The organism is Corallococcus exercitus, from assembly GCF_003611585.1.
GTDB classification, from domain to species: Bacteria; Myxococcota; Myxococcia; order Myxococcales; family Myxococcaceae; genus Corallococcus; species Corallococcus exercitus.
On sequence record NZ_RAVW01000019.1, the window covers coordinates 20,446 to 45,377 of the forward strand.

General features: G+C 70.5%; 26 protein-coding genes. 20 read left to right on the top strand and 6 right to left on the bottom strand.

Annotated features, from left to right (window positions below; genetic code table 11):
* Positions 1 to 11 precede the first annotated feature (11 nt).
* Positions 12 to 416 (top strand): cytochrome C oxidase subunit IV family protein, encoded by a 405-nt coding sequence (locus D7W79_RS04215; RefSeq protein WP_244221587.1) that lies wholly within the window; start codon positions 12 to 14, stop codon positions 414 to 416.
* Positions 417 to 423: 7 nt separating this feature from the next.
* On the opposite strand, the gene D7W79_RS04220 is transcribed toward D7W79_RS04215, so the two are convergent.
* On the bottom strand, positions 424 to 1,755 hold the full coding sequence (locus D7W79_RS04220) for a DUF2254 domain-containing protein (RefSeq protein ID WP_120524034.1): 1,332 nt from the start codon (positions 1,753 to 1,755) through the stop codon (positions 424 to 426).
* Between the two features lie 70 nt (positions 1,756 to 1,825).
* Positions 1,826 to 2,377 carry a hypothetical protein gene (locus tag D7W79_RS04225; RefSeq protein ID WP_120524035.1) on the bottom strand — a complete coding sequence of 184 codons (552 nt, stop codon included), beginning with the start codon at positions 2,375 to 2,377 and terminating at the stop codon, positions 1,826 to 1,828.
* Between the two features lie 279 nt (positions 2,378 to 2,656).
* Between D7W79_RS04225 and D7W79_RS04230 the strand changes: the two genes are divergently transcribed.
* The 13 genes from D7W79_RS04230 to D7W79_RS04290 all read left to right on the top strand — a co-directional run bounded on the left by D7W79_RS04230 (position 2,657) and on the right by D7W79_RS04290 (position 17,339).
* Positions 2,657 to 3,781: an enolase C-terminal domain-like protein gene (locus tag D7W79_RS04230; protein ID WP_120524036.1), complete on the top strand. Its 1,125-nt coding sequence runs from the start codon at positions 2,657 to 2,659 to the stop codon at positions 3,779 to 3,781.
* On the top strand, positions 3,778 to 6,819 hold the full coding sequence (locus tag D7W79_RS04235) for an FAD-binding and (Fe-S)-binding domain-containing protein (protein ID WP_120524037.1): 3,042 nt from the start codon (positions 3,778 to 3,780) through the stop codon (positions 6,817 to 6,819). Before D7W79_RS04230 ends, D7W79_RS04235 begins: the two co-directional genes overlap by 4 nt.
* A 75-nt stretch (positions 6,820 to 6,894) precedes the next feature.
* A complete protein-coding gene (locus tag D7W79_RS04240) occupies positions 6,895 to 7,776 on the top strand; it encodes an AAA family ATPase (protein WP_120524038.1) in 882 nt (293 codons plus the stop codon).
* 63 nt (positions 7,777 to 7,839) lie between these two features.
* Positions 7,840 to 9,045 (top strand): AAA family ATPase, encoded by a 1,206-nt coding sequence (locus D7W79_RS04245; protein WP_120524039.1) that lies wholly within the window; start codon positions 7,840 to 7,842, stop codon positions 9,043 to 9,045.
* Entirely contained in the window at positions 9,042 to 9,653 is a 612-nt protein-coding gene (locus D7W79_RS04250) for a DUF4276 family protein (RefSeq protein WP_244221589.1), read from the top strand. Before D7W79_RS04245 ends, D7W79_RS04250 begins: the two co-directional genes overlap by 4 nt.
* A 136-nt stretch (positions 9,654 to 9,789) precedes the next feature.
* Entirely contained in the window at positions 9,790 to 12,075 is a 2,286-nt protein-coding gene (mbhE, locus tag D7W79_RS04255; protein ID WP_120524041.1) for a hydrogen gas-evolving membrane-bound hydrogenase subunit E, read from the top strand.
* Positions 12,076 to 12,082: 7 nt separating this feature from the next.
* The gene (locus D7W79_RS04260; RefSeq protein ID WP_120524042.1) at positions 12,083 to 12,526 is read left to right on the top strand and encodes an MnhB domain-containing protein; all 444 of its coding nucleotides are present in this window, start codon (positions 12,083 to 12,085) and stop codon (positions 12,524 to 12,526) included.
* Positions 12,523 to 12,891, top strand: coding sequence for a sodium:proton antiporter (locus tag D7W79_RS04265; protein WP_120524043.1), 369 nt, complete (start codon positions 12,523 to 12,525; stop codon positions 12,889 to 12,891). The genes D7W79_RS04260 and D7W79_RS04265 overlap by 4 nt, the downstream gene beginning before the upstream one ends.
* Positions 12,891 to 14,258, top strand: coding sequence for a complex I subunit 5 family protein (locus D7W79_RS04270; protein WP_120524044.1), 1,368 nt, complete (start codon positions 12,891 to 12,893; stop codon positions 14,256 to 14,258). Before D7W79_RS04265 ends, D7W79_RS04270 begins: the two co-directional genes overlap by 1 nt.
* Positions 14,255 to 14,752 carry a Na+/H+ antiporter subunit E gene (locus D7W79_RS04275; protein ID WP_120524045.1) on the top strand — a complete coding sequence of 166 codons (498 nt, stop codon included), beginning with the start codon at positions 14,255 to 14,257 and terminating at the stop codon, positions 14,750 to 14,752. The genes D7W79_RS04270 and D7W79_RS04275 overlap by 4 nt, the downstream gene beginning before the upstream one ends.
* An 8-nt stretch (positions 14,753 to 14,760) precedes the next feature.
* Positions 14,761 to 15,048, top strand: a complete 288-nt coding sequence (locus D7W79_RS04280; RefSeq protein WP_120524046.1) for an MrpF/PhaF family protein — start codon at positions 14,761 to 14,763, stop codon at positions 15,046 to 15,048.
* Positions 15,045 to 15,410 carry a cation:proton antiporter gene (locus D7W79_RS04285; RefSeq protein ID WP_120524047.1) on the top strand — a complete coding sequence of 122 codons (366 nt, stop codon included), beginning with the start codon at positions 15,045 to 15,047 and terminating at the stop codon, positions 15,408 to 15,410. The genes D7W79_RS04280 and D7W79_RS04285 overlap by 4 nt, the downstream gene beginning before the upstream one ends.
* Positions 15,411 to 15,545: 135 nt before the next feature.
* Positions 15,546 to 17,339, top strand: coding sequence for a thiamine pyrophosphate-requiring protein (locus D7W79_RS04290; RefSeq protein ID WP_120524048.1), 1,794 nt, complete (start codon positions 15,546 to 15,548; stop codon positions 17,337 to 17,339).
* 25 nt (positions 17,340 to 17,364) lie between these two features.
* Here D7W79_RS04290 and D7W79_RS04295 read toward each other — a convergent pair whose 3' ends face one another.
* From D7W79_RS04295 to D7W79_RS04310, 4 genes are read right to left on the bottom strand one after another with little or no spacing between them, the layout of a single operon-like run.
* Positions 17,365 to 17,832 carry a hypothetical protein gene (locus tag D7W79_RS04295; protein WP_120524049.1) on the bottom strand — a complete coding sequence of 156 codons (468 nt, stop codon included), beginning with the start codon at positions 17,830 to 17,832 and terminating at the stop codon, positions 17,365 to 17,367.
* A gap of 3 nt (positions 17,833 to 17,835) precedes the next feature.
* Positions 17,836 to 18,774 carry a proline dehydrogenase family protein gene (locus D7W79_RS04300; RefSeq protein ID WP_120524050.1) on the bottom strand — a complete coding sequence of 313 codons (939 nt, stop codon included), beginning with the start codon at positions 18,772 to 18,774 and terminating at the stop codon, positions 17,836 to 17,838.
* Positions 18,775 to 18,809: 35 nt separating this feature from the next.
* Complete coding sequence (locus tag D7W79_RS04305; protein ID WP_120524051.1) at positions 18,810 to 19,694, bottom strand: alpha/beta fold hydrolase; 885 nt, start codon at positions 19,692 to 19,694, stop codon at positions 18,810 to 18,812.
* Positions 19,687 to 20,505: a lysophospholipid acyltransferase family protein gene (locus tag D7W79_RS04310; RefSeq protein ID WP_244221588.1), complete on the bottom strand. Its 819-nt coding sequence runs from the start codon at positions 20,503 to 20,505 to the stop codon at positions 19,687 to 19,689. Before D7W79_RS04310 ends, D7W79_RS04305 begins: the two co-directional genes overlap by 8 nt.
* Positions 20,506 to 20,582: 77 nt before the next feature.
* Between D7W79_RS04310 and D7W79_RS04315 the strand changes: the two genes are divergently transcribed.
* The 6 genes from D7W79_RS04315 to D7W79_RS04335 all read left to right on the top strand — a co-directional run bounded on the left by D7W79_RS04315 (position 20,583) and on the right by D7W79_RS04335 (position 24,916).
* Positions 20,583 to 21,092 (top strand): hemerythrin domain-containing protein, encoded by a 510-nt coding sequence (locus D7W79_RS04315; RefSeq protein ID WP_120524052.1) that lies wholly within the window; start codon positions 20,583 to 20,585, stop codon positions 21,090 to 21,092.
* A gap of 180 nt (positions 21,093 to 21,272) precedes the next feature.
* Positions 21,273 to 21,800: a cell wall protein gene (locus D7W79_RS04320; RefSeq protein WP_120524053.1), complete on the top strand. Its 528-nt coding sequence runs from the start codon at positions 21,273 to 21,275 to the stop codon at positions 21,798 to 21,800.
* Between the two features lie 128 nt (positions 21,801 to 21,928).
* Positions 21,929 to 22,792: a tryptophan 2,3-dioxygenase gene (locus D7W79_RS04325; RefSeq protein WP_120524054.1), complete on the top strand. Its 864-nt coding sequence runs from the start codon at positions 21,929 to 21,931 to the stop codon at positions 22,790 to 22,792.
* A gap of 121 nt (positions 22,793 to 22,913) precedes the next feature.
* Positions 22,914 to 23,090, top strand: a complete 177-nt coding sequence (locus D7W79_RS43520; protein WP_158616884.1) for a hypothetical protein — start codon at positions 22,914 to 22,916, stop codon at positions 23,088 to 23,090.
* A 125-nt stretch (positions 23,091 to 23,215) separates the two neighbouring features.
* Complete coding sequence (locus D7W79_RS04330) at positions 23,216 to 23,776, top strand: Uma2 family endonuclease (RefSeq protein WP_120524055.1); 561 nt, start codon at positions 23,216 to 23,218, stop codon at positions 23,774 to 23,776.
* Between the two features lie 9 nt (positions 23,777 to 23,785).
* Positions 23,786 to 24,916 (top strand): hypothetical protein, encoded by a 1,131-nt coding sequence (locus D7W79_RS04335; RefSeq protein WP_120524056.1) that lies wholly within the window; start codon positions 23,786 to 23,788, stop codon positions 24,914 to 24,916.
* The last annotated feature ends 16 nt before the right edge of the window (positions 24,917 to 24,932 follow it).

The window sequence follows — 24,932 nt, forward strand, 5'->3', positions numbered from 1 at the left end:
GGAGCGGGCCCGTGGCCGAGGACGCGGTGGAGAAGCCGGAGCGTCAGCTGGGCGTGGCGGGCGTGCTCGTCGTGGGCGCGGTGCTGCTCGCGTTGACGACGCTGACGTACCTGCTGCACAAGCTGCCGCACGGCGCGTGGTCGCTGCCGGTGGCGCTTCTCATCGCGGGAGCGAAGGGGCTGCTCATCGCCCTGTTCTACATGCACCTGCGCGAGCAGCGCGCGAGCAACGGGCTGGTGTTGATCACGTCGGTGGTGTTCGTGGCCGTGCTGCTGACGGTGTGCGTGCTGGAGACGCGCACGCGCTTCCGGCCCACGATTCCGCCGGGTCCGTTCCCGGTGGAGGCCCTGCCGGGAGCGATGGAGGACCCGAGGAGCGCGAGGCCGCCGGAGCCCGCGGGGCCCGTGAATCCGTAGGACTGGCTCACCTGGGGCCATGGCCCTGGGGGCTGGGGCGGCGGGCCATGGCGGCGTCGCTCGCGTCCTGGAAGGCGCGGTCGATGCTGGCGTCCAGCAGGCGCAGCTGCCGCTCCAGCTCCTCACGGCGGAAGGCCGGGGCCACGCTCAGCAGGTCCGTCACCAGGAAGCGCAGGCGCCGGGTCACCTGGAGGTCCCCCGCGCCGAAGAGGCGGATCTCATCCACGGTGAGCCGCACATAGGCGTCCCAGTCCGGCCGGGGACACAGCAGCCGGAGCGCGCCGGCGTCATCCTTGCGTGACGGGGATGGGAAGCGCCGGTGCACCATGTGGCGCAGCAGGTCGTGGAGCGGGTCGAGGGCCTGCACCGCCGTGGTGGGGTCGTTGATGCCGGGAGACAGCGCCCGCTCCGCCACGTCCACCAGCTGGCGGAAGCCGAAGGCGGTGTCCTGCTGGAGCGTCCGCTCCCGGCCCGTGCCCACCGCGTCCGTCAGGGCCTTCACGTCGAGCTCCTCGGCGTCGCCCCACACCTCCAGGAGCGGCGCGCCGTGCGGCACGAAGTCGCCCATCATCGGCACCAGCCCCACCAGCACACCGGCCTTCTTCGCGCAGGCCATCAGCCGGTCCTCGTTCACGGTGACGAGCACGCCGGAGGACCTCGTGTGGGGCACCACCAGCGAGGGGGGCGTCAGCGGCCGCTGGAGCTCCGGCTCGTGCGTGTCCTGCCCCACCCCTTGCGGATACATCCGCTCCAGCGTCGCGCGCGTCTCGTCGTGGATGCGTCCCAGGATGACCACGGCGCGGATGGACTGGGCGACGTGGTGGATGAAGAAGATGAACGCCCCCACGCAGAGCAGCACGAGCACCAGCGCCAGCCAGACGGACAGCGACGGCACGTGGGCCTGGATGTGCAACTCCTCGGACGTCCCCCGCACGCTGCGCAGGGTCAGCAGGGCGTAGACGAACGTGCCCACGAAGATGCCCAGGGTGAGCTGGCTCTGCCGGTCACTCAGGAACGTGCGCAGGATGCGGGGCGAGTACTGGTTGCTGGCCTGCTGGAGCACGAGGATGGTGACGGAGAAGACGAGCCCCGAGAACGTCATCATCGAGGACGCCACGGCGGAGAGCACCGAGCGCGCTCCCTCCGGACCGCCGCGGAAGAGGTACCAGGCGAAGTCCGTCTGGGGCAGCCGCGCGTCGAGCGCCTCGGCGCCGGAGGACAGGGCGATGGCCACCATCACGCAGAGGGCGGGGAGCAGCCAGTAGCTCGTGCCCAGCCTCTCCGCCAGGCGTGTGGAGCGCAGCCGGGTGAGGGTGCGCTGGATCGCTCCTTGGCTCATGTGAGGACGTTATGCATGCAAGGGCCCGGCGAAGAGGGTGGGGCTGCCCGACTGGCGGCCAGTGGAAGGCTCAGGCCTTCTGCCTCAGGAGCCGGAGCCCGTGCCGCAGCCGGTCCACGCGGGTGAGGACGCCGCGTGCGGCGGGCACCGTCCCGAGCGCCGCTCCGAAAGCCAGGTGCAACAGGAGCAGCAGCGCGGAGGCGTCCTCGCGGGCCAGCGGCGGCGAGCCGAAGGGCAGCAGCAGTCGCGTCATCAGCAACCACGCGCCCAGGCTGTAGAGCTCCCCCAACAGGAGCGCCGCCACCCCCGTGCCCTTCCGGGGCAGCAGGAGCGCGAAGCCCGTGGCCAGTCCCCCCGCCACCGCGAAGTGGGTGAGCACACCCACCAGCGCCACGCCCGCGCCCTGGGTCTCTCCACTCCGGAAGAACAGCCCCGCGACCCGCATCGCCGGCCGCCAGGGCTCGCCGTGCAGCACGCCCGTGAACGCGCACGCGAGCAGCGCCATCACGAAAGCGCCCAGCGTGCCGGCCACGGCTCCCGGGAGCACGGCGTCACGCAGCAGGCTCCAGGGCTCCACCGCCTGGTCCGCGGTCCGGGTCCACTCGCGCTTGCGCATCCTCATCCCCCTGAGCGGCTCCTCGCGGCAGGGCGGTCCGGGCCTTCCGCTCCCCGGGAGCCCTTCAGCTCCAACGTAGGAACGGTCGTCCTCGAGCGGGAGCCACGGGCGTGTCGCGGGCCCCCGCCGAGGCGTCAGGTCCTGGGCGCCTGGGCTCATGGAGCGCCCGGTGGACGTCCCGGACAGCATGCCTGCGAGGCGCGCCGCCGCGCTGCCATCCCGCACCCAGCGCCTAGCTTCACCGTGAAGCCGTCGGCGCGCCCCCCCGCGAACCCAAGGAGCACGATGCCCTCGTCCACCCGCCGTGACAGCGCCGCGCCCATCGAGCGGGTCGAGGTGTCCGCGTACACCGTGCCCACGGACCAGCCGGAGTCCGACGGTACCTTCGCCTGGACGTCCACCACGCTGCTGCTCGTGGAGCCCATGGCCGGCGGGCAGCGCGGGCTGGGCTACACCTACGCGGCCGCGGCCGGCGCGGCGCTGATCCGCGATGCGCTCGTCCCGTTGCTCGTGGGCGAGGACGCCTGGGACCTCCCGGCGCGGATGGCGTCCCTGCTGCGCCGGGTGCGCAACATGGGCTCCGGCGGGCTCGCGGCCCGGGCGCTGTCCGCCGTGGACACCGCGCTCTGGGACCTGAAGGCGAAGCTGCTGGGCGTTCCGCTCGCCCGGCTGTTCGGCCAGTCCCGCCCCGCCGCGCCCCTCTATGGCAGCGGCGGCTTCACCAGCTACACGGACCGGCAGCTCCAGACGCAGCTCACGGGCTGGGCGGACGCGGGCATTCCTCGCGTGAAGATGAAGGTCGGCACCCATGCGGACGCCGACCCCGCCCGCGTGCGCCGCGCGCGCGAGGCCCTGGGCCCCGGGCCCGCCCTCTTCGTGGACGCCAACGGCGCGTACACCGTGAAGCAGGCGCTGGCGTTGGCGCGGGACTTCCGGGAGGCCGGCGTGTCCTGGTTCGAGGAGCCCGTCTCCAGCGACGACCTGACCGGCCTGCGCCGTGTGCGCGACGGCGGGCCCGCCGGCCTGGACGTCGCCGCGGGCGAGTACGGCGACAGCGCCTCGTATTTCCGCCGCATGCTGGAGGCGGGCGCGGTGGACGTACTCCAGGCGGACGCCTCGCGCTGCCTGGGCTTCACCGGCTTCCTCCAGGCGGACGCGCTGGCGGACGCCTTCCACGTCCCCCTGTCCGCGCACTGCGCCCCGGCCCTGCACCTGCACGTGGCCTGCGCCGCCCGGCGGCTGGTGCACGTGGAGTACTTCCATGACCACGCGCGGCTGGAGCGGATGCTCTTCGACGGCGTCCCGCAGCCCGTGCACGGGGCGCTGGCGCCTGACCTGTCCCGGCCCGGACTCGGGCTGGAGCTCAAACGGGCGGATGCCGCCCGCTTCGCCGTGGGGACCTCCGCATGACAACGACCTTCCTGGACACCTTGCGCCACGTGCGCCGCCCCCGTGCCGCCACCTCACGTGAGCGGGCCGCCGTGGACGTCGCGGGCCTGGAGCGCGAGCTGCGCCGCCGGTTGCGCGGCGACGTGCACTTCGACGCGGGCGAGCGCGCGCTGTACGCCACGGACGCGTCCAACTACCGGCAGGTGCCGCTGGGCGTGGTGTGCCCGCGCTCGGTGGAGGACGTGGTGGAAGCGGGGCGCCTGTGCCGGAAGTACGGCGCGCCCCTGACGTCCCGGGGCGGCGGCACGGCGCTCGCGGGCCAGACGTGCAACGTGGCGGTGGTGCTGGACTTCTCCCGGCACCTGGACCGCGTGCTGCACCTGGACCCCGAGCGGCGGCTCGCCCGCGTGCAGCCGGGCACGGTGCTGGACGTGCTCCGCACGGAGGCCGTGAAGCGCCACGGCCTCACCTTCGGCCCGGACCCCGCCACGCACAACCGCTGCACGCTGGGCGGGATGCTGGGCAACAACTCCTGCGGCGTGCACGCGCAGATGGCCGGCCGCGTGGCGGACAACACCGAGTCCCTGGACGTGCTCACCTACGACGGCGTGCGCCTGCGCGTGGGCCGCACGTCCGATGACGAGCTCCAGCGTCTGATGCGCGAGCCCGGCCGCGTGGGCGAGCTCTACCGCGGCATGAAGGCGCTGCGCGACCGCTACGCGGACCTCATCCGCGCCAGGTTCCCGCGCATCCCCCGCCGCGTGTCCGGCTTCAACCTGGACGAGCTGCTCCCGGAGAACGGCTTCCACGTCGCGCGCGCCCTGGTGGGCACGGAGGGCACCTGCGTCACGGTGCTGGAGGCCACGCTGAACCTGGTGCCGGAGCCGAAGGCCCGCTCGCTGCTGGTGCTGGGCTACCCGGACGTATTCCTCGCCGCGGACGACGTCCCGGAGGTGGTGGAGGCGGGGCCCATCGGCCTGGAGGGGCTGGACGCGAAGCTCATCGACGGGATGAAGCGCAAGCACCTGCACGCCGAGGACCTGCCGCTCCTGCCGGAGGGCGAGGGCTGGCTGCTGGTGGAGTTCGGCGGCGACTCCAAGGCGGAGTCGGACGCGAAGGCGCACGCGCTGATGGACCGGCTGAAGGCAAGAGGGCACGCGCCGTCGATGAGCCTCTTCGACGACCCGGCGCAGGAGCATCTGGTCTGGGAGGTGCGCGAGTCCGGCCTGGGCGCCACGGCCTTCATCCCGGGCGAGCCGGACGCGTGGCCCGGCTGGGAGGACTCGGCGGTGCCGCCGGAGCGCATGGGCCAGTACATGCGTGACTTCCGCGCGCTGCTGGACCGCTTCGGCTACCAGGCGTCGCTCTACGGCCACTTCGGGCAGGGCTGCCTGCACTGCCGCATCAGCTTCGAGCTGCGCACGCGCGAGGGCATCGCCCGCTACCGCCGCTTCGTGGAGGAGGCGGCGGACCTGGTGGTGCGCCAGGGCGGCTCGCTGTCCGGCGAGCACGGCGACGGCCAGTCCCGCGCGGAGCTGCTGCCGAAGATGTTCGGCGACCCGCTGGTGCGCGCCTTCGGGGAGTTCAAGCGGCTGTGGGACCCGGACGGCGGGATGAACCCCCACAAGGTGGTGGACCCGTACCGCCTGGACGAGAACCTGCGCCTGGGCACGCGCTACGCCCCCGCCGAGCCGCGCACGCACTTCCAGTTCCCGGAGGACCGGGGCAGCTTCTCGCGCGCCACCACGCGCTGCGTGGGCGTGGGCAAGTGCCGGCGCACCGACGGCGGCACCATGTGCCCCAGCTACATGGTGACCCGCGAGGAGAAGCACTCCACGCGAGGCCGCGCGCACCTGCTCTTCGAGATGCTGCGGGGCGACGTGGTGCGGGACGGCTGGAGGAGCCGCCCCGTGAAGGAGGCGCTGGACCTGTGCCTGGCGTGCAAGGGCTGCAAGTCCGACTGCCCGGTGAACGTGGACATGGCCACGTACAAGGCGGAGTTCCTCAGCCACCACTACCGGGGCCGGCTGCGTCCCCGGCACGCGTATGCCTTTGGCCTGGTGATGTTCTGGGCGCGCGTGGGTGGTCGGGTGCCGTGGCTGGCGAACTTCGTCACGCACGCGCCGGGGCTGCGGACGTTGGCGAAGGCGGCCGCGGGCGTGCACCCGGCGCGGGAGGTTCCCCGCCTCGACGCGACGCCCTTCCAGCGGCGCGTGCGCGGCAGGCGGGCGCGGAAGGGGACGCGAGGCCCGGTGGTGCTCTTCCCGGACACCTTCAACAACTTCTTCCATGCGGACACGGCCAGCGCGGCGCTGGAGGTGCTGGAGGCGGCGGGCTTCGAGGTGCGCGTGCCCCAGGGCTTCGTGTGCTGCGGCCGGCCGCTCTACGACTACGGCATGCTGGACACGGCGAAGGCGCTGTTGCGGCACACGCTGACGCGCTTCCGCGAGGAGATCCGCGCGGGCACGCCGTTCGTGCTGCTGGAGCCCAGCTGCGCGGCGGTCTTCCGCGACGAGCTGCTGAACCTCCTGCCGCACGACGAGGACGCGAAGCGGCTGGCGGCGCAGACGTATGTGTTGAGCGAGCTGTTGCAGAAGCGGGCGCCGGACTTCGAGGTCCCGAAGCTGGAGGGAAAGGCGCTGGTGCAGGGGCACTGCCACCACCAGGCGGTGATGAAGTTCCACGACGAGGAGAAGTGGCTGGACCGCACGGGGCTGGACTGGGAGAAGCCGGACTCGGGCTGCTGCGGCATGGCGGGCGCGTTCGGCTACGAGCGCGACAAATACGACGTGTCGCAGGCCTGCGGCGAAAGGGTCATCCTCCCGAAGGTGCGCGAGGCGTCCGGCGACACGCTGCTCATCGCGGACGGGTTCAGCTGCCGGGAGCAGATCCGCCAGGCCACGGGCCGCAAGCCGCTGCACCTGGCGCAGGTGCTACAAAAGGCGCTGCGGCGGGGCGAGGACGTGCCGGAGGCAGCCGCTGCCCGGCCGCGCCTGGCCGCGGCACTGGTGGTGGGTGGCGTGTTGATGGCGGGGGGCCTGGTCTCCTGGAGGGTCTGAAGGACCTTCACGCGGAGCATGGGTCCGACCGGAGCCATGGACGGCCCCTGGGGGGAGACCGCTAGGCTCCCGGGCGTGATTGCCTCCGTCCGCTTCGAGCACTTCCGGTGCCTGCTTCGCGTGCAGCTCGCCCTGGAGCCAATGACCGTCCTGGTGGGGCCCTCGGCCTCGGGGAAGACCTCCCTGCTGGAGGGGCTCCAGCACCAGCTCGCGTACGAGCCTTCGGACTTCTGGCGGCGGGATGAGTCGCGTCCGCTGCGCATCGAGTGGACGTACGCGCACGGCGACCGCACGCGCGTGGAGTATCCGTTCAGCGTGATGGACACGCTGCCCGGGCAGGGCCACTCCACGCAGCAGCTGGCGCTGAGCATGGAGGCGCTGCGCGCGGGGGGCTCGTCCGCGAAGGCGACGTGGCTGGAGCGCAAGGGCGGCAACCTCGCGAGCGTCTTCGCGGCGCTGCCCATGTCCACGCGCGACGTCATCTCGCAGGAGCTGGCGAAGCGCGTGCCGTCGCTGTCGGACGTGGACGTGTCGCGCGACCTGGAGGACCGCTCCTTCCGGCTGCGCTTCCGGGACCGCTGGAGCCCGGAGGTGTGGTTCGGCCCCGAGCACGTTTCCGACGGAGTGCTGTGGCTGCTCGCGTTCCTGGTGCTGCCCTACCAGCGGCCGTTGCCGGAGCTGCTCACGCTGGACGAGCCGGAGCGCGCCCTGCACCCGGGCCTGGTGCGCGAGGTGCTGGAGCTGCTGCGCGCCATGACGCGAGGCGAGTCCACGGGAGGCCAGCCAGTGCAGGTGGTGCTGGCCACGCACTCGCCGGACCTGCTGGAGCACGTGCGTCCGGAAGAGGTGCGCCTCTTGTCACGAGAGCCCGCGGACGGCTCCGTGCGCGTGCAACAGGTCCCCGCCACCGCGCTCCACTGGCGGCGCGAGTGCCGGGAGCTGCTGGACACGCTGTAGTCGAGAAGACGGGACGGGCGCTGAATGAGTCCGGTGCCGTCCGGTCCCGGGTAGAGTGCCGGAATGCTGCGTAGCATCCGCCTCCGGAACCTCCTTTCGTTCGGGCCTGACTCCGAAGCCTTCCCTCTTCGGCCGCTCAACGTCCTGATTGGTCCGAATGCGTCCGGAAAGTCCAACCTCATCGAGGCGCTGGGCCTGCTTCGGGCGACCCCCGGCAACTTGCTGGCGCCGATTCGTGAGGGCGGGGGCATCTCGGAATGGTTGTGGAAGGGAGGAAAGGAATCCGGTCCTCCCACTGCGAGTCTGGAAGTCGTTCTGGACTACCCGGAGGGCGTCATGCCCCTGCGCTACCAGTTGGCATTCACGGCCGCAGGCCAGCACTTGGAACTGGTTGACGAGGTCATTGAGAACGAGCGTCCGCAGAAGAAGTTGACCCAACCCTATTTCTTCTATCGGTACCAGTCTGGAAAGCCCGCCATCAACGCCCGCTTGAAGGTCGAGGCCCAGCCAGGATCCGCGACAGGGCGCCAACGCAGGGTTTTGCAGCGGGAGGCAGTGAGCTCGGTTCAGTCCATCCTCTCGCAGAGACGAGATGCGGACGTGTATCCGGAGCTGACCTACGTGAATTCGTTACTGGGCCGCTTCTCGCTGCACCGTGAATGGAACATGGGACGGTACACGCCCCCACGGCTTCCTCAACGGGTGGATCTGCCGGGGGACTTCTTGCTGGAGGATGCGAGCAACTTGTGCCTCGTCCTCAGTGACCTGGAAGCCAGGGGCATGAAGCAGCTACTGCTGGAGAACCTGAAGCTTCTCTACGCACGCGTGAGGGACTACTCGGTCCGCATTTCAGGAGGGACCGCGCAGGTGTACTTTCAGGAGGAAGGCCTGAACACCTCCGTGCCGGCAACACGCTTGTCCGATGGCACCTTGCGGTACCTCTGCCTGCTGACGATCCTCTGCCACCCCACGCCTCCGCCACTGGTCTGCATCGAGGAGCCGGAACTCGGGCTGCACCCGGACGTCCTTCCCGAGGTCGGACGCTTGCTGGTGGAGGCGAGCACCCGCACACAACTCATCGTCACGACGCATTCGGAGACGCTGATCTCGGCCCTGTCGGAGGTCCCGGAGGCCGTCGTTGTCTGCGAAAGGGATGAAAACGGGACGACACTGCGTCGCTTGGAGAAGGCGAAGCTTTCGGAGTGGCTGAAGAAGTATGGGTTGGGTGAGGTATGGAGGATGGGTGAGTTAGGGGGAAATCGTTGGTGAAGGAGATCCGGCTCTACATTGAGGGCGGAGGAGATACCCGGTACGGCAAGGAGCGGCTTCGGATCGGGTTCGGCAAGTTCTTCGGCGAGCTTGTTGAGCGAGGCCGGAGCCGCAACATCCGATGGACCTTCGTCATGTGTGGGCCGCGTGATGCCGCGTTCAAGGGATTCAAGCAGGCGCTCAAGGACTATCCATCCGCATTCAACATCTTGCTCGTGGATTCAGAGGGGCCTGTGAACAAGATGCCGTGGGCCCACCTCGCGACGCGGGACCCGTGGCCGCGTCCAAAGGGCGCCACTGACGATTCCTGCCAGCTGATGGTCCAGACCGTCGAGGCATGGCTCATGGCCGACCCGGGTACGCTACAGCAGTACTACGGCAGGAACTTCGCGGTGGGCCGTTTGCCCAAGGCAACCAACGTGGAGACAATTCCGAAGGCGGCGCTCGAACCTGCGCTGGTGAACGCGACGAAGGCGACGCAGAAGGGCGAGTACCACAAGATTCATCACTGCTCGGACCTGTTGGGGAAGGTGGACCCGGCCCGCGTCCGTGACCGGGCGCCCCACTGCGAGCGGCTCTTCACCGTGCTGGAGAAGCTGCTGGCCTGAGCCGCGAAGGCCACCGTGCTGTCCACCAGCGCACGGCGTCTGCTCCACGAGTGACCTGGGGGTGACGCTCCGTACGAGCGGCTGACGGTTGTGTGCCTGCGTCGGCGGGCCACTCCTAACGTGGGCCCCTTCGCCCATGCCCATCCTCCTGCCCATCCTCCTGGCCCTGGCGTGCGCGCCGCTCGCGTACGTCGCGGGCCGGTGGCGCACTGGAGCCGCGGCCTGGACGGGCGCGTTGGGAGCCCTTGTCGCGCTGGGGGCGCTGGTCCATGAATGGACGACGCAGGGGCCCTCGCGCCTCGTGCTTCCCTGGGCCCCCACCTGGGGCCTGTCGCTGGAGTTCACGCGCGACGGCCTGTCCGGCCTCTATGCCGCGCTGGCGCTCGGCGTGGGCGCGCTCGTCGTCCTGTACTCGCGCGCGTACATGCCGCACCACCTGGCGGAGGAGGGCCGGCCCGCGCGCGACGAGGTGCGCTTCCAGGGACTCATCCTCGCGTTCATGGCCGCCATGGTGCTGCTCGTCACCGTGGATGACCTGCTGCTGCTCTTCGTCGCGCTGGACCTCACCACCATCATCTCGTACCTGCTCATCGGCTTCGACCGCGAGGACCCCGAGTCGCGCGCCGCCGCGCTCCTGTCCCTGGTGCTCACCGGCGCCACCTCCGTCGTCTTCTTCGCGGGCGCCATGACGCTGGGCCTCCAGTACGGCACCTTCTCCCTGCCGCTCGTCATCGAGCGCGCCGCGCACGACCCCGCGTCCACCGGCGCGCTGGTGTGCCTGGCCGTGGGCGCGCTGGGCAAGAGCGCGCAGGTGCCGTTCCACTTCTGGCTCCCGCGCGCCATGGCCGCGCCCACGCCCGTGTCGTCATACCTGCACTCGGCGGCGATGGTCGCCGCGGGCGTCTTCCTCCTCCAGCGCCTCTACCCACTGTTCGCCCCGGCCACGGAGGTGCGCGACGGCCTGCTCGCCATCGGTTTCCTGTCCATGGGGATGGGCAGCCTGATGGCCCTGGTAGCGGATCCGTTCAAGCGCGTGCTCGCGTACTCCACCATCGCGCAGTACGGCTACGCGCTTGTGCTGGTGGCGCTGGGCTCCGAGGGCGCGCCGCTCTACGTGGCGGCCCACGCCCCGTGCAAGGCCGCCCTGTTCCTCACCGTGGGCGCCATCACCCAGGTCACCGGAAAGAAGAAGCTGTCCGAAGTCAGCGGCCTGCGCCATTCGCTCCCCGTGCTCGCGGGCGCCAGTGCCATCGCGGCGGCGGGGCTCTCCGCGGTGCCCCTCACCGAGGGCTTCTTCAAGGACGAGGTCTTCTTCGCCGCGCTCGTCCCGAAGGGCCCCGCGTTCATGGCGGCCGGGCTCGTGGGCGCGGGCATGACGCTCGCGTACACGCTGCGCCTGTGGTGGGGCCTCTTCGGAGGACCGCGCCAGGACGTGCCCGCCGCGCCCCGGCTGCTCGTGGCGCCCGTGGTCGTGCTCGCGGGGCTCATCCTGCTGGGCGGTCTGGTGCCGGGGCTCCTCGTCGAGCCCGCCCGCGCCGCGGCGGAGGCGATGCGAGGCGAGCCCTCCACGCTGGAGCTCGCGTACCACTTCGATGCGCGCCCGGAGAACCTGCTCGCCGTGGGGGCCTGGGTCCTGGGCGCGCTGCTCTTCGCCACGCGCCACGCATGGACGCCCGCGCTCTCCCGCGTGCTGGAGGCCGCGTCCCGCGTGGGCGCCGAGCGCGGCTACCGCCTGCTGCTGCACCAGCTGGACCGGCTGTCCACGTGGCTGCACGAGAAGGAGGTGCGCGACCTGCGCGACCGGGTGGCGTCCGTGCTGGTGCCCACGGGCCTCCTGGGCCTGGCGGTGCTGGGCGTGACGCCGCTGCGCGACCGCTTCAAGGTGGGCCCGGTGGGCTGGGCGGACGTGACGCTGGTGATGGCGCTCGCCTTCGCGTCCGCCGCCGCGCTGGCCACGCTGCGCGCGAAGGGCCACCTGCGGCTGGTGCTGCTCATCTCCTGCGTGGGCTTCAGCCTGGCCATGGTGTTCGCCTTCGCCGCCGCGCCCGACGTGGCCCTCACCTCCGTGCTGGTGGAGACCACCTTCACGCTGCTCTTCGCGGGCCTGCTGGCCCTGCTTCCGGAAGACAGGCTGCGGCGCGCACAGGAGGAGGCCCAGAAGCCGCGCGGACGCGACAGGCTGGCCGCCGGAGTCGCCGGCGCGAGCGCCTTCCTCCTGAGCTGGAGCGCCCTGTCCCATCTCCATGCCGACCGCGTGGGCACGCGCACGGTGGAGCTGGCGGAGATCGCGCACTCGCCCAACGTCGTCGCCGCGGTGCTCACGGACTTCCGGGGCCTGGACACGGTGGGGGAGATGAGCGTCGTGGTGGCGGCGCTGCTGGGCGTCACCAGCCTCCTGGGCCTGAAGAAGGGGAGGCGCTGAAGAAGCCATGCGTTCCTTCGTCCCGCCCCTGTCGCGCCTCCTGCTGTGGCCGTCGTTGATCATCGCGCTCGCGCTCTGGCTGAAGGGTGGCGCGTCGGTGGGCGGCGGCTTCCCGGCCGGGGCGTTCGCGGGGCTCGCGGTGCTGTTGCAATACGTGACGGTGGGCCGTGACCAGGCCCGGCGCTACGTGGCGGTGCGGTACGCGGCGCCGCTGGCGGGCGTGGGGCTGCTGCTCGTGGTGGGCACGGCGTTCATGCCGGTGCTCGCGGGCTACGCGCCCATGAGCCTCTTTCCCCGCCCGGGACAGCCGGAGCTGGGCGCGGGCGGGCTGCACCTGCACACCGCGCTCATCTTCGAGGGAGGGCTGATGCTCATCGTCTTCGGGCTGGTGGTCACCGTCATCGACCGCTTCGCCCTGCGCACGGGAACGGAAGAGGAGTCCGGGCCATGATCCTCATCGCGTCCCTGGTGGTGGGCCTGTTGTTCGCCTGCGGCGTGCGCATGGTGCTGGAGCGCGAGCTGGTGCGCGTGGCGTGCGGCACGGTGCTCATCACCAACTCCAGCGTCCTGCTCATCGTCGCGGGCTCCTTCCCGGAGCGGGGCGAGGCGCTGAGCGTGCGGCAGGGCTGGCCGGTGACGGATCCGGTGCTCCAGTCGCTGGCGCTCACGGCCATCGTCATCGGCTTCGCGGTGTCCGCGCTGCTGCTCACGCTGGTGCACCGCACGCAGCGGGCGCACGGCTCCCTGCGCACGGACCGGCTGGTGGAGGCGGAGTTGAAGCGCGTGCACGCCGTGGAGAAGGAGGAGGGGCACTGATGCCGCTCTGGGGACCGCTGCTCCTGCCGTGGGTGCTGGGCGCGGTGCTGGCGTTCCTGGACGGGCGCCGCGCGTGGGTGGCGTGGCTGGCCATCGTGGGGCTCGCGGGGACCCTGCTGTGCACGGCGTGGCTGTTGCCCCAGGCCTGGAGCGCGCAGGCCCCCCAGTTCATCACGGGGGACTGGCCGGTGGGGGTGGGCATCCGGCTGCGAGCGGATCAGCTGTCCATCGTGTTCGCGCTGGTGTCCACGGCGGTGCTGCTGGGCACGCTCGTGTACGAGCACGTGGCCGGAGGCATCACGTCGCGCAGCTTCCCCGCGCTGGTGGTCTTCCTGGGCGCGGGGCTCACGGGAGTGTTCTTCACGTCGGACGCGTTCAACTTCTACGTCTTCTTCGAGCTGGCGATGACGTCCGCGTTCGCGCTGGCGTCGTACGGGGAGAAGCCCCGGAACCTGCGCGCCGCGTTCACCTTCGTGGTGGTGAACCTGATGGGGTCCACGCTGTTCCTCACGGCGGTGGTGATGCTGTACCTGACCACCGGCACGCTGGACATGCTGTCCATCATCGCGTGGGGACAGGCGGGGCCGCCCTTCGCGCTGGTGGTGCCGGGCACGCTGCTGCTCTGCGCGTTCGGAGTGAAGCTGGGGTTCTTCCCGTTCCACTTCTGGGCGCCGGCGGTGTACCGGGACGCGGGCCCCACGGTGGCGGCGCTGCTCGCGGGGGCGCTGGCGAACATCGGCAGCTATGGGCTGCTGCGCTTCGGCGTGGACGTGATGCCGCAGGTGCTGGCGCAGGCCCGGCCGCTCCTGGAGATATTGGGCGCGGCGAGCATCCTCTACGGCTCCGTGCTGGCGCTCTCCCGGCGGGACACACGCGAGGTGCTGGCGTACGCGTCCATCTCTCAGGCGGGGCTCATCATCGCGGCGCTGGGGTTGAATGGCCGCGAGGGCCTGTGCGCGGCGGTGGCGCTGGCGCTGGCGGGGTCGGTGGACAAGACCGCGCTGTTCCTGGCGCAGGACCGGGGCGGCGAGCGGGCGCGGAGGGCCTACTCGGTGGCGGCCTTCAGCACGGCGGGAGTGCCGCCCACGGCGGGCTTCTGGTCCAAGGCCTGGCTCTTGCGAGCGGCGCTGGAGCAGGGACACACGCCGCTCGCGGGGCTGGTGGTGCTGGCGAGCGCCCTGTCGCTCCTGGCCCTCTTCCGCGCCTACCAGCGCGAGAAGTGGCTGCGGGAGGGCGCGGCCCTGCACCGGGGCACGGGAGCGGTGGTCTACGCGCTGTCCCTGGCGCTCATCGTCGTGGGCCTCTGGCCGGAGCCGCTGCTGCGAGCGGGGCGCGACGCCATCCAGGGCCTGGGGACGCTGCCATGAGCCGCCGCTCCGTCGCGCACGTGTTGTCCCTGGCGCTCTTGTACGCGCTGATGGTGGGCAGCTTCCACCCGGTGGACCTCGCGCTGGGCGCGGTGCTGGCCCTGGGCGTGATGCGCCTGTTCCCCATGGCGGGCCTGCCGCCGGTCCTGAGTCCGCGCGAGCACTGGCGGCGCACGCTGCACCTGCCGCGCTTCGGCTGGGCCCTGGCCGTGCTGGTGGCGAAGAGCTGCTTCCAGGTGCTCACGGTCATCTTCGGCCACCGCGACCTGACGAATCGCGCGGGCGTGGTGGACGTCCCCATGGGCGAGCGCACCGCGCGCGGCGTGCAGGTGTCCTCGTGGGTCATGTCCCTGTCCCCGGGCACGGTGCTGCTGGAGCTGGACTGGGAGAAGCGCGTGATGCGCATGCACGCGCTGGACGCATCGGATCCGGAGCAGCTGCTCCGGCAGCAGGACGACTTCTATCAGCGCTACCAGCGCGCGGTGTTCCCCTAGGGGGCCGGATGCACGAGACCTTCTTCACCCTGGCCATCGTGTGGATGGTGGGCCTGCTGGGCGCGCTGGTGGTGCTGGCCTCGCGCCAGCGCTCCCCGGCGGACATGCTCATGTCCGTGGACACCCTGGGCCTGGTCATCTGCGCGGTGCTGGGCCTGTACGGCGCCACGCGCGGCGAGGCCGGCTACCTGGACGCGGCCCTGGTGCTGGCCCTGCTCTCCTATGTGCAGACCGTGGCCGGCGCCCGCTACCTGCACCACGGCCGCGCCTTCCACGACGAGGAGGACTCCCGATGATGGCCGCCCTCCATCAATGGGTGGCCGACGCCCTGGTGGCGCTGGGCCTGCTCTTCATCACCTGCGCCGTCATCGGCATGTACCGCCTGCCCTCGGTGCTCACGCGCGTGCACGCGGCGGGCGCCGTGCCCTTCGGTGGAGTGATGGTCATCATCGGCGCCACGCTGGCGACCGGGGACGGCTGGCTCCTCCTCCGGGGGCTGCTCGTCGCCGCGTTCCTGATGCTCACCATCCCCAGCTCCGCCCATGCCATCGCCTGGCTGGCGGAAGGGCGGCCGGAGCTCGCCCATGACAAAGCCCGGCGGGGGTTGCTCGGACATGGCAGGCAGCCCAGCGAACCGGAGCCCCCCGGCCGCCAGTAGTCCGTCTGCCCGCAGGCACGCCCAAGGACGGGCGGCACGGGCACCTGGATGCCTCCGGGGCCTGGAGGGGGGCACCGGTCACTAGCTTGATGCGCGAGGGCCTTCACCGCCCCCCCTTTCACAGGAGCCTCGCGCATGAGCGCCACTGTCAGTGACTATCTCATCTACCGTCTCATCCAGTGGGGGGTGCGCCGCATCTACGGCTACCCGGGTGACGGCATCAACGGGGTGATGGGCGCGCTGGGGCGCAACTCCGAGATGAAGTTCGTGCAGGTCCGCCACGAGGAGATGGCCGCCTTCGCTGCCTGCTCGCACGCGAAGTTCACCGGCGAGGTGGGCGTGTGCATGGCCACCTCCGGCCCGGGGGCCGTCCACCTGCTCAACGGCCTCTACGACGCGAAGCTGGACCATCAGCCCGTGGTGGCCATCGTCGGCCAGCAGGCCCGCACGGCCCTGGGCGGCCACTACCAGCAGGAGGTGGACCTCACCACCCTCTTCAAGGACGTGGCCAGCGAGTACATCACCATGGTGACGGACCCCTCCGCCGTCCGCCACGCGCTGGACCGGGCCGTGCGCATCGCCCGCTGCGAGCGCACCGTGACGTGTCTGGTGTTGCCCAACGACTTGCAGGAGCTGCCCTACGAATCGCCTCCGCGCAAGCACGGCACCGTGCACTCCAGCGTGGGCTATGCGTCCCCGCGAGTGATTCCCCAGGACGCGGACCTGCGCCGCGCCGCGGACGTCCTCAACGCCGGCAGGAAGGTGGCGATGCTGGTGGGCGCGGGTGCCATGAACGCGGCGGATGAAGTGCTGGAGGTCGCGGAGCTGCTGGGCGCGGGTGTCGCCAAGGCGCTGCTGGGCAAGGCGGTGCTGCCGGACGCGCTGCCCTTCGTGACGGGCTCCATCGGCCTGCTGGGCACGAAGCCCAGCTGGGACCTGATGCAGGAGTGCGACACGCTGCTGATGGTGGGCACCAGCTTCCCCTACTCGGAGTTCCTGCCGCCGGAGGGACAGGCCCGCGGCGTCCAGATTGACCTGGACGGCCGGATGCTCTCCATCCGCTACCCCATGGAGGTGGGGCTGGTGGGCGACGCGAAGGAGACGCTGCGCGCGCTGCTTCCCCTGCTGAAGCGCAAGGAGGACCGGAGCTGGCGCGAGGGCGTGGAGAAGGGCATGGCGCGCTGGTGGAAGGTGCTGGAGGCGCGCGCCATGATTGACGCGAACCCCCTCAACCCGCAGCGCGTGTTCTGGGAGCTGTCACCCAAGCTGCCTGACGGCGTCATCCTCACGGCGGACTCGGGCAGCGGGACCAACTGGTTCGCGCGCGACCTGAAGGTGCGCAAGGGGATGATGGCCTCGCTGTCCGGCAACCTGGCCACCATGGGCTGCGGCGTGCCGTACGCCCTGGGCGCGAAGTTCGCCTTCCCGCACCGCCCGGTGCTCGCGGTGGTGGGGGACGGCGCCATGCAGATGAACGGCAACGCGGAGCTCATCACCATTTCCAAGTACTGGAAGGAGTGGAAGGACCCGCGCCTCATCGTGCTGGTGCTCAACAACCGGGACCTGAACCAGGTGACGTGGGAGCAGCGGGTGATGGCCGGTGACCCGAAGTACGCCGCGTCCCAGGACCTGCCGGACTTCCCCTACGCGAAGTACGCCGAGTCCCTGGGCCTCAAGGGCATCCGCGTGGACCGGCCGGAAAGGCTCGCCGCCGCGTGGGATGAGGCGCTGGCCTCGGACCGGCCCGTCGTCTTCGAGGCCTACACGGACCCGGACGTACCGCCCCTGCCGCCGCACATCACGGTGGAGCAGGCGAAGATGTTCGCCTCGGCCGTCGTGAAGGGCGACCCGGACGCGGCCGGCTTCATCAAGCAGTCCGTGAAGGGCGTGGTGGAGACCCTCCTGCCCCACAAGGACCCCAAGTCCTGACGTCACGGAAGGGCCCGCGCTTCCGCTAGGACGCGGGCGTTTCCTCCTTCACCAGCCAGCGCATCGTCGCCTCGGTGACCACGCCGAACACGGCCGTCTGCGCGAACAGCCAGACGTGCTCCGCGCGCGACCAGGTGTTCGCGAGCGCCGTCGCCTTGAAGACGGGGAAGGCCGCACGCTCGAACGCGAGCACGCCCAGTCCCAGCAGCACCCCGCTGTGCAGCAGGGTCCACTTCGACGTGCGTCTGCGCACGAGGCCCCAGCCCATCCCCAACAGGGGGCCATAGCCCGCGCGCAGCGCGAAGGCCCAGCGCGACGCCTCCCGCCGAGACATCCTCCGGCGGAACAGCCGGCTCAGCACCTGCCGGGCGATGTGGCGCGCGGCATAGGGGGGCGGATGGCCCAGCGAGGTATTGCGCACGGTGACCAGCAATCCCAGGGCGCCGGTGCCCACGGCTCCGGCGACATACGCGGCGGCGTAGGGGTCCCTCATGGCCTATCCCTTCATCAGGTTGCGCATCACGAACCACAGGTTGGCCGGACGCTCCGCCAGCCGTCGCATGAAATACGGATACCAGTGCTTCCCATACGGGACATAGACACGCACCGGATGGCCTTCCTTCGCCAGCCGCTCCTGCAGGTCGCGCCGGATGCCATACAGCATCTGGAATTCAAAGGCGCCCTTGGGCAGATGCTGGCGCGCGGCGTACTCCAGCGTGGCGTCAATCATCCGCTCATCATGCGTGGCGATGCCGTGATACACGCCGCTGTCCAACAGGATGCGCATGCAGCGCACGAAGTTCGCGTCCACGTCCTTCTTGTCCGGGAAGGCCACGTCGGGACCCTCCAGGTAGGCGCCCTTGCACAGCCGGAGCCGGACGCGCTCGGCGCACAGGGCCTTCGCGTCCGCCTCCGTGCGCTTGAGGTAGCTCTGGAGCACCGCCCCCACGTGCGTCTCCCCGAACTCCGAGTGCAGGTCCCGCACGATGTCCAGGGTCACCTGCGTGACGGCGCTCTCCTCCATGTCCACGCGCACGAACGAGTCCCGCGCCGCCGCGTCCGCCACCACCGCCCGAGCGTTCTGGAGCGCCAGGTTCCGGTCGAACAACAGGCCGCACTGCGTGAGCTTCAGCGACACATTGGCCTTCACGCCCACCTGGTCGATGCGCGCCAGCAGCCGCAGGTAATGCCGCACCTCGTCGCGCGTCTCCTGGGGCGAGCGCACCGCCTCGTTGAGGTGGTCGAAGCTGGCCGACAGTCCCTTCGCCGTGAGGGCGCGGACCGCGTCCACCGCCTCCTCCAGCGTCTCCCCCGCGATGAAGCGCGACGCCAGCTCGCGAAAGGGTTTGAGCCGCGTGGCCACGTCCTTGAGGTTGGGCTGACGCGACAGGAACAACAGCGCGGAACGGGACAGCTGGTCGGCGGCGGTCGTCATACGGATGTTCCCCCGACGATAGAGATAATGCCTGCTCAGTCAGGGTGCCGCGACAGGAAGTCGGACACGCGCGCGTTGAACGCTTCCGGGTGGCTCATGTACGGCAGGTGACTGGCCGTCTCCAGGAACTCCAGCCGGGCGCCCGGCACGTGCGCCGCCACGTCGCGCGCGGCCGCGGGCGGCACCAGCAGGTCGCGTCCGCCCTCGATGATGAGCGTGGGCACGCGCAGCTCCCGCAGCCGGTGCAGGAAGTCCGCGGCCAGGATGTCGCGCAGCCGCCGCATCAGCTCCAGCGACGACAGGCGCCGGGCCTCGCGGACGATCTCCGCGCGCCCCTCCGGCGGCAGCCACCGGCCGCCCAGCACGCGGGCCACCGTGGGCGCGAACACATACGCCAGCGGCCGGGGCGCGCGCACCAGCGTGGACAGCGTCAACGCCAGCCGCCGCACCTTGCGCACGCTGGCCACCGGCGACACCAGCACCAGCGCCTTCACCCGCTCCGGGTGCTCCAGCGCATACGCCATGGACACCAGACTTCCATAGGAAGACCCCATCAACGCGAAGCGCTCCGGCAGCCGCGCCTCCGGGTGGTTGAGCACCGACAGGTTCCACTGCAGCGGCGTGTGCGTCGCGGGCGTCTTCAGGGGCGGCGTCCACAACAGGAGGTTCCACGCCTGGGCCAGCGGCTCCATGGGCGCGAAGGACCGGCCACTGGCCCCCAGCCCCGGAAGACAGACCACCGTGCGTGATACATCCCTGTTGCCCTGGGGAAAGGTGAACAGCCGCACCGGCGTGCCCCGGACGACGCGCTCCTCGCACTCCAGCTGCTCATACCCTTGCTGGATGTCTTCCACGTCCGGCACCAGCGGCGGGACGCGGGGCTTGGGCGCGGCGGTATGGGGAGAGGCGGCGTCAAGCATGACAGGCCCTCAGGAGCAGCCGCCGGACGCTGGCGGCCACGCGGTCGCGGAAGGCCCGCACGCGCGACTCCGACGCACCCGACGGCGGCGGTTCATGGGGTTCACCCACGGCGAAGGTCAGCTGGACGGGCAGCGGCAGGGGACCCAATCCCATCACCAGGGGCATGCGGTATTTATCCTCCGCGGCCAGACGCACACACCAGCGGTCCTCGTCCGGAGGCCAGAAGAAGGTGTCATCCACCCCAAAACCCGCGAAGGGCACCACCGGCACCCCGGCCTGCATGGCCAGCCGCACGAAGCCCAGCGCGCGCTCCCACCGCAGGCGGTAGCGGCCCTGGCTGCGTTTGAAGGTCTCCCGCGCGCCGCCTGGATAACAGACGACGAGCTGCCCCTCCTGGAGCGAGCGCAGCGCGTTCTCCCGCGTCCCCTCCACGCCGCCCAGCCACGGCAGCACCGTGCGCACGAGGGGAATCTTGAAGAACCCCCGCTCCGCCAGCCCCAGCGGATAGCGCCCCGTGGCCTGGTGCACGAGGTGGAAGAAGGCCGGCGTCTCGTATCCCCAGACACCGTGGTTGCCCACGAGCAGCAGCGGCCCCTGCCTGGGCAGGTGTTCAGCACCCACCAGTCGGGCGCGGTGGTAGCGCGCGGACAGGGCGGCGCCACGCTCCGCGAAACGGAAGACGGTCTGTCGGACACGGGTGAGTGGGTTTTCCACGGTGGAGCAGAAGATGCAGCCGCCCTCGCGGGCCGGCACCCTGGTACCAGGCAGGCGGGCAGGGGCTCCACCGGTGCCGTCAGCGCGAAGGGGCATGCACGCCAGCAGGCTGCCTTTCACTCCGGCGGTCCGGTGGGGACCCGGTGCGGTTGTCTGCTTCCGGGGCCGTGCCGATGCTTGAGGGCATGGTCGGCCCATTCGACATCCTCCTGCAGCAACACCGCGAAATGGAGGCGCTGCTGGAGCGGCTGGCCTCGGAGACGGACGAGGAGGAGCTGGCGCAAGAGCAGGAGGGCCTCTCCCGCCTCCTGCGCCTGCACTCCCGCCTGGAGGAGCGCTGCGTCCAGCCGCTCGTGACGCGCGTGGAGGGCCGCACCCGCGCCCGCGAGGAGGCCGAAGACCACCTCACCCTGCGCGAGCTGATGGAGGAATTGCAGGAGCTGACGCCTCGCGGCGTCGAGTGGCAGGCGCGCCTCTTCACCCTGGAAGACCAGGTCGTGGCACATGTGCAAGCCACGGAACACGGGGTGCTCCCACGCCTGTCCGCATCCCTGGACGCGGAGGAATTGAGGGAACTGGGACACGACCTCGCACTCACGTACGAGGAACTGCTGGAACGCTCGCAGCACCCCCCTGCCTCCAGTCGCGGAGCGTTGTTGGAAGCCCTGCATTGGGATGCGTGAGAAGCGCCTGAAAGCGCCGCCGAGCCCCATTTCCCGGGCCTTTCTCACCTGCTGATACGCAGTGGCGTCACAACTTTTTATCGCTTCCTTCGACAATTGCCTTTCTGGAAGGTATTGGTAGTCCGGCGTGCCGGTTCACGCCAAGGCAATGCTCCCCCCTTAAACCGAGGATTGTTCGAAATGTCAGTTGACAAGGCGTTCCGCGAGATGATTCGCAACGAGATTGAAGTGCAGCTCAAGCCCCTGCGTGACGTGGTGTCTCGTCTGGAGTCTGGGACGGCGGACCTGGACGCGCTGCGCAGCGTGGCCGAGCGGCTGGCCCCCCTGGCCCAGGTGGTGGGCCCCCTCTTCGGCGCGAACGCGCCCGCGGCGGGCAAGGTCGGCCGTCGTCCGGTGGGTCGTCCGGCGGGCCGGGCCGCGGTGAGCGCGCCGGTGGCGGCGGCGGCGGGTGGCAAGCGCCGGGGCCGCAAGCCGGCGGCGGCGGAAGGCGGCGCCCGTGAGTGCGCCATCAAGGGCTGCGGCAAGCCCAGCCGCACCAAGGGCTACTGCGCGGCGCACTACCAGAAGCTGCGCATGCTGGAGAAGACCAACCGCCGTCCCTCCGAGTGGGCGGACTACGCGAACCCCAACAGCGTGGAGGACATCAAGCTGCCCCGTGGCCGCGCCGCCTCCAAGGCGCTCGCGGAAGCCGCTCAGAAGAACGCTTAAGCAGTACAGTCGCCCCGGCCCGGGCAGAGGTGGTGGACCCGTTCTTCCGTCTGGAAGAGCGTGGCTGGATTGACCGCGCGGAGGATGTGCTTGCGCCGCGAGGGGGTTGGTGTGCATGTGCCCGGGCCATGAACAAACGCGACCTGGAGCCTGGAATCGTCACGGACCTCGCGGGCCGGACGACCTATGGTGATTACCTGCAGCTGGACCGCCTTCTGTCCGCGCAGGTGCCCCGTTCCCAGCCTCCCCATCACGACGAGTTGTTGTTCATCGTCCAGCATCAGACGAGCGAGCTGTGGATGAAGCTGCTCATCCATGAGCTGTCCGCCTGCATCCGCTACATCCAGGCAGACCGGCTGGAGCCGTCCTTCAAGATCTTCGCGCGCGTCGCGCACATCCAGCGGATGCTCTTCGAACAGTGGAGCGTGCTGGAGACGCTGACGCCCAACGAGTACCTGGAGTTCCGCGACACGCTGGGCCACGCGTCCGGCTTCCAGAGCTTCCAGTACCGCGCGGTGGAGTTCCTGCTGGGCAACAAGGACGACGCCGCGCTGGGGCCCTTCAAGCACGTGCCGGGCGTGCACGCGGAGCTGGAGCGCCTGCTGGAGTCGCCGGGCATCTACGACGAGTTCCTGCGCCACCTGTCGCGCATGGGCCACGACGTTCCCAGAAGCCATGTGGAGCGCGACTGGCGTCAGCCGTATGAGAAGAGCGCCCAGGTGATGGAGGTGTTCCGCCGCATCTACTCGGACGCGGAGAAGCACTGGGATGCGTATGAGATGTGCGAGAAGCTGGTGGACACGGAGGAGCGCTTCCAGCTCTGGCGCTACCGGCACATGATGACGGTGATGCGCATCATCGGCTTCAAGCAGGGCACGGGCGGCTCGTCGGGCGTGGGCTTCCTGCGCAAGGCGCTGGACCTGCGCTTCTTCCCGGAGCTGTGGGACGTGCGCACGTCGCTGGCGCCGCCCGCGAAGCCCCGGGGCGCCTGAAACACCCGCGCCGCTCGTGCCCCCGCATGCTCCGCGGGCCGGCAGGGACGGGGTGCCAGCCGGGCCACGGGCTCCCTAGCTTGGGAGAGGTCAAACCCTCTCAACGCGCGAAGGAGCCGCCATGGGTGAGCACGAGAGCCCCCGGAAGGAACCGCAGCTTCCGGAAGACGAACAGAAGAACAAGCGTCAGGCCGGAGACCGCCCCGTTCCCACGCCCGGCCACATCGGCAACCTGCCGGACGACGGCCCGGGCCCGGCAGGCATTGGCATCAAGCTGCCCGAGGGCGGCGGTGACTGAGTGAAACATCCGGATGTCTCAAGGCCGGGGGGCCTTCCGGGGCTCCCGGCCGCCGGGGTACACGTGTCAGACGGGCATGAGAGTGTCCGGGCATGTCCCTACCTGCTAGGTTCCCTTTCCCAGAGATGACCCGAAAGCCCCCCACCTACGCCGACCTGGAAGCGCTCCCCCCGAACCAGGTGGGGGAGATCGTGGATGGAGAGCTGTACGCGAGCCCCCGGCCGGCGGCACGGCATGCCTCATCGTCAATGCAGCTCGCCACCGAGCTGAACAATCCCTTTGGCCGGGGACGTGGGGGACCTGGAGGGTGGCTCTTTCTGTTCGAGCCGGAGCTGCACCTGGGCAAGGACGTCCTGGTCCCGGACCTCGCGGGTTGGCGCCGGGAGCGGATGCCCAAGGTGCCCGACGTCGTAGGCATCCAGATGGCGCCGGATTGGCTGTGCGAGGTGCTGTCCCCCTCCACGTCCCGGCTGGACCGGTTCCGGAAGCTGCCCGTCTACGCCCGCGAAGGGGTCAGGCACGTCTGGTTGGTGGACCCGCTCCAGTACACGCTGGAGGTCTTCCGGCTGGAGGGCTCCCACTACCTCCTGGTGGGGACCCATCAGGACGCGGAGACCGTCCACGCGGAGCCATTCGAGGCCTTGGCGCTGGAACTTCGCGTCTTGTGGGAGGACATCGCGGAGTAGGCTCCTGCCATGTCCGCGCCCGCCGAAGTGACGCTGCTCTTCGAACAGGCCCACATCCTCTGCTACCGCACGTTCGACATCGCGGAGGAGATCGACCTGGAGCGCGCGCGCAAGGCGCTGTCGGAGGACTCGCGCCGCTTGAAGCTGTCGCGTGAGAACAGCCAGTACATCCAGCTGCCCAACCCGCCCGTGGCCTATGAACTGGGCCGCAGGCCGCTGGCCCTGCGCGGCGGTCCCGTCACCGTGGACGCCACCGCGCGCCTGTTCGACCACGGCGCCGCGTCCATCATCCTGCGCGTCCCCGTCGCTCCCGGCACCACCTGGGAGACCCTCACAAACGTCGCCGACGAACTCTATGACAGCCAGGCGCTGGAGGACCTGGCCCTGGAGCTGGTGGAGGGCGTGCGCCGCACCATCTCCGCCGCCGTGCAGGGGCCGCACCTCTGGGACCAGAGCGAGAGCTACACCGTCATCTTCGCCGAGCGCATCCAGGGCAACCCTTCCGCGGAGGAGCTGTTCCAGCGCGCGGACATCGCGCGGCTCCTGCTGGGGGAGAGCACCACCGCGCCGCTGGCGCCGCGCGAGCGCGAGGCCGTCACCCAGGTGCGCTTCAGCTACACCGCGCACGACCTGGTCGTCGTGGACTGGAACAGCGCGTTCGTCTACGAGCCGTCCGGTTCGCGCGACATCCCGGACCTGCTGGAGATCGCCAACGCGCAGCTCCTGGAGTTCCGCTACTACGACGAGCGGTTGGACCAGCACATCGCGCGCATCCACGACGAGGTGCAGGCGCGCAAGCCCGGCTGGCTCACGCTGTTCCGCAGCCCGTACCGCAGCCTCGCGCGCGAGACGCTGGGCACGCTCGTGGACCTCAACGAGTTCGTGGAGCGGGTGGAGAACAGCCTGAAAATCATTGGCGACTTCTACCTGGCCAAGGTCTACGAGGGCGCCGTGCGCCGCCTGCGCATCCCCGCGTGGCAGGCCTCCGTCACGCGCAAGCAGCAGCTGCTCGCGCAGACGTATGGCCTGCTCAAGGGCGAGGTGGACATCGACCGCTCGCACATCCTGGAGGTGATGATCGTCGCGTTGATCATCCTGGAGCTCGCCCTCGCCCTCGGCCGGGTGTTGCTGCCTGGGTGAGTCCAGCCCCCTGGGG

Coding starts and splice junctions, on each gene's coding strand:
- D7W79_RS04290 (WP_120524048.1), top strand. CDS start 15,546: ATGAGCGCCACTGTCAGTGACTATCTCATCTACCGTCTCATCCAGTGG.
- D7W79_RS04275 (WP_120524045.1), top strand. CDS start 14,255: ATGAGCCGCCGCTCCGTCGCGCACGTGTTGTCCCTGGCGCTCTTGTAC.
- D7W79_RS43520 (WP_158616884.1), top strand. CDS start 22,914: ATGGGTGAGCACGAGAGCCCCCGGAAGGAACCGCAGCTTCCGGAAGAC.
- D7W79_RS04330 (WP_120524055.1), top strand. CDS start 23,216: ATGACCCGAAAGCCCCCCACCTACGCCGACCTGGAAGCGCTCCCCCCG.
- D7W79_RS04305 (WP_120524051.1), bottom strand. CDS start 19,694: ATGCTTGACGCCGCCTCTCCCCATACCGCCGCGCCCAAGCCCCGCGTC.
- D7W79_RS04265 (WP_120524043.1), top strand. CDS start 12,523: ATGATCCTCATCGCGTCCCTGGTGGTGGGCCTGTTGTTCGCCTGCGGC.
- D7W79_RS04220 (WP_120524034.1), bottom strand. CDS start 1,755: ATGAGCCAAGGAGCGATCCAGCGCACCCTCACCCGGCTGCGCTCCACA.
- D7W79_RS04285 (WP_120524047.1), top strand. CDS start 15,045: ATGATGGCCGCCCTCCATCAATGGGTGGCCGACGCCCTGGTGGCGCTG.
- D7W79_RS04260 (WP_120524042.1), top strand. CDS start 12,083: ATGCGTTCCTTCGTCCCGCCCCTGTCGCGCCTCCTGCTGTGGCCGTCG.
- D7W79_RS04315 (WP_120524052.1), top strand. CDS start 20,583: ATGCTTGAGGGCATGGTCGGCCCATTCGACATCCTCCTGCAGCAACAC.
- D7W79_RS04300 (WP_120524050.1), bottom strand. CDS start 18,774: ATGACGACCGCCGCCGACCAGCTGTCCCGTTCCGCGCTGTTGTTCCTG.
- D7W79_RS04270 (WP_120524044.1), top strand. CDS start 12,891: ATGCCGCTCTGGGGACCGCTGCTCCTGCCGTGGGTGCTGGGCGCGGTG.
- D7W79_RS04235 (WP_120524037.1), top strand. CDS start 3,778: ATGACAACGACCTTCCTGGACACCTTGCGCCACGTGCGCCGCCCCCGT.
- D7W79_RS04320 (WP_120524053.1), top strand. CDS start 21,273: ATGTCAGTTGACAAGGCGTTCCGCGAGATGATTCGCAACGAGATTGAA.
- D7W79_RS04310 (WP_244221588.1), bottom strand. CDS start 20,505: ATGCCCCTTCGCGCTGACGGCACCGGTGGAGCCCCTGCCCGCCTGCCT.
- D7W79_RS04230 (WP_120524036.1), top strand. CDS start 2,657: ATGCCCTCGTCCACCCGCCGTGACAGCGCCGCGCCCATCGAGCGGGTC.
- D7W79_RS04245 (WP_120524039.1), top strand. CDS start 7,840: ATGCTGCGTAGCATCCGCCTCCGGAACCTCCTTTCGTTCGGGCCTGAC.
- D7W79_RS04325 (WP_120524054.1), top strand. CDS start 21,929: ATGAACAAACGCGACCTGGAGCCTGGAATCGTCACGGACCTCGCGGGC.
- D7W79_RS04225 (WP_120524035.1), bottom strand. CDS start 2,377: ATGAGGATGCGCAAGCGCGAGTGGACCCGGACCGCGGACCAGGCGGTG.
- D7W79_RS04335 (WP_120524056.1), top strand. CDS start 23,786: ATGTCCGCGCCCGCCGAAGTGACGCTGCTCTTCGAACAGGCCCACATC.
- D7W79_RS04295 (WP_120524049.1), bottom strand. CDS start 17,832: ATGAGGGACCCCTACGCCGCCGCGTATGTCGCCGGAGCCGTGGGCACC.
- D7W79_RS04280 (WP_120524046.1), top strand. CDS start 14,761: ATGCACGAGACCTTCTTCACCCTGGCCATCGTGTGGATGGTGGGCCTG.
- mbhE (WP_120524041.1), top strand. CDS start 9,790: ATGCCCATCCTCCTGCCCATCCTCCTGGCCCTGGCGTGCGCGCCGCTC.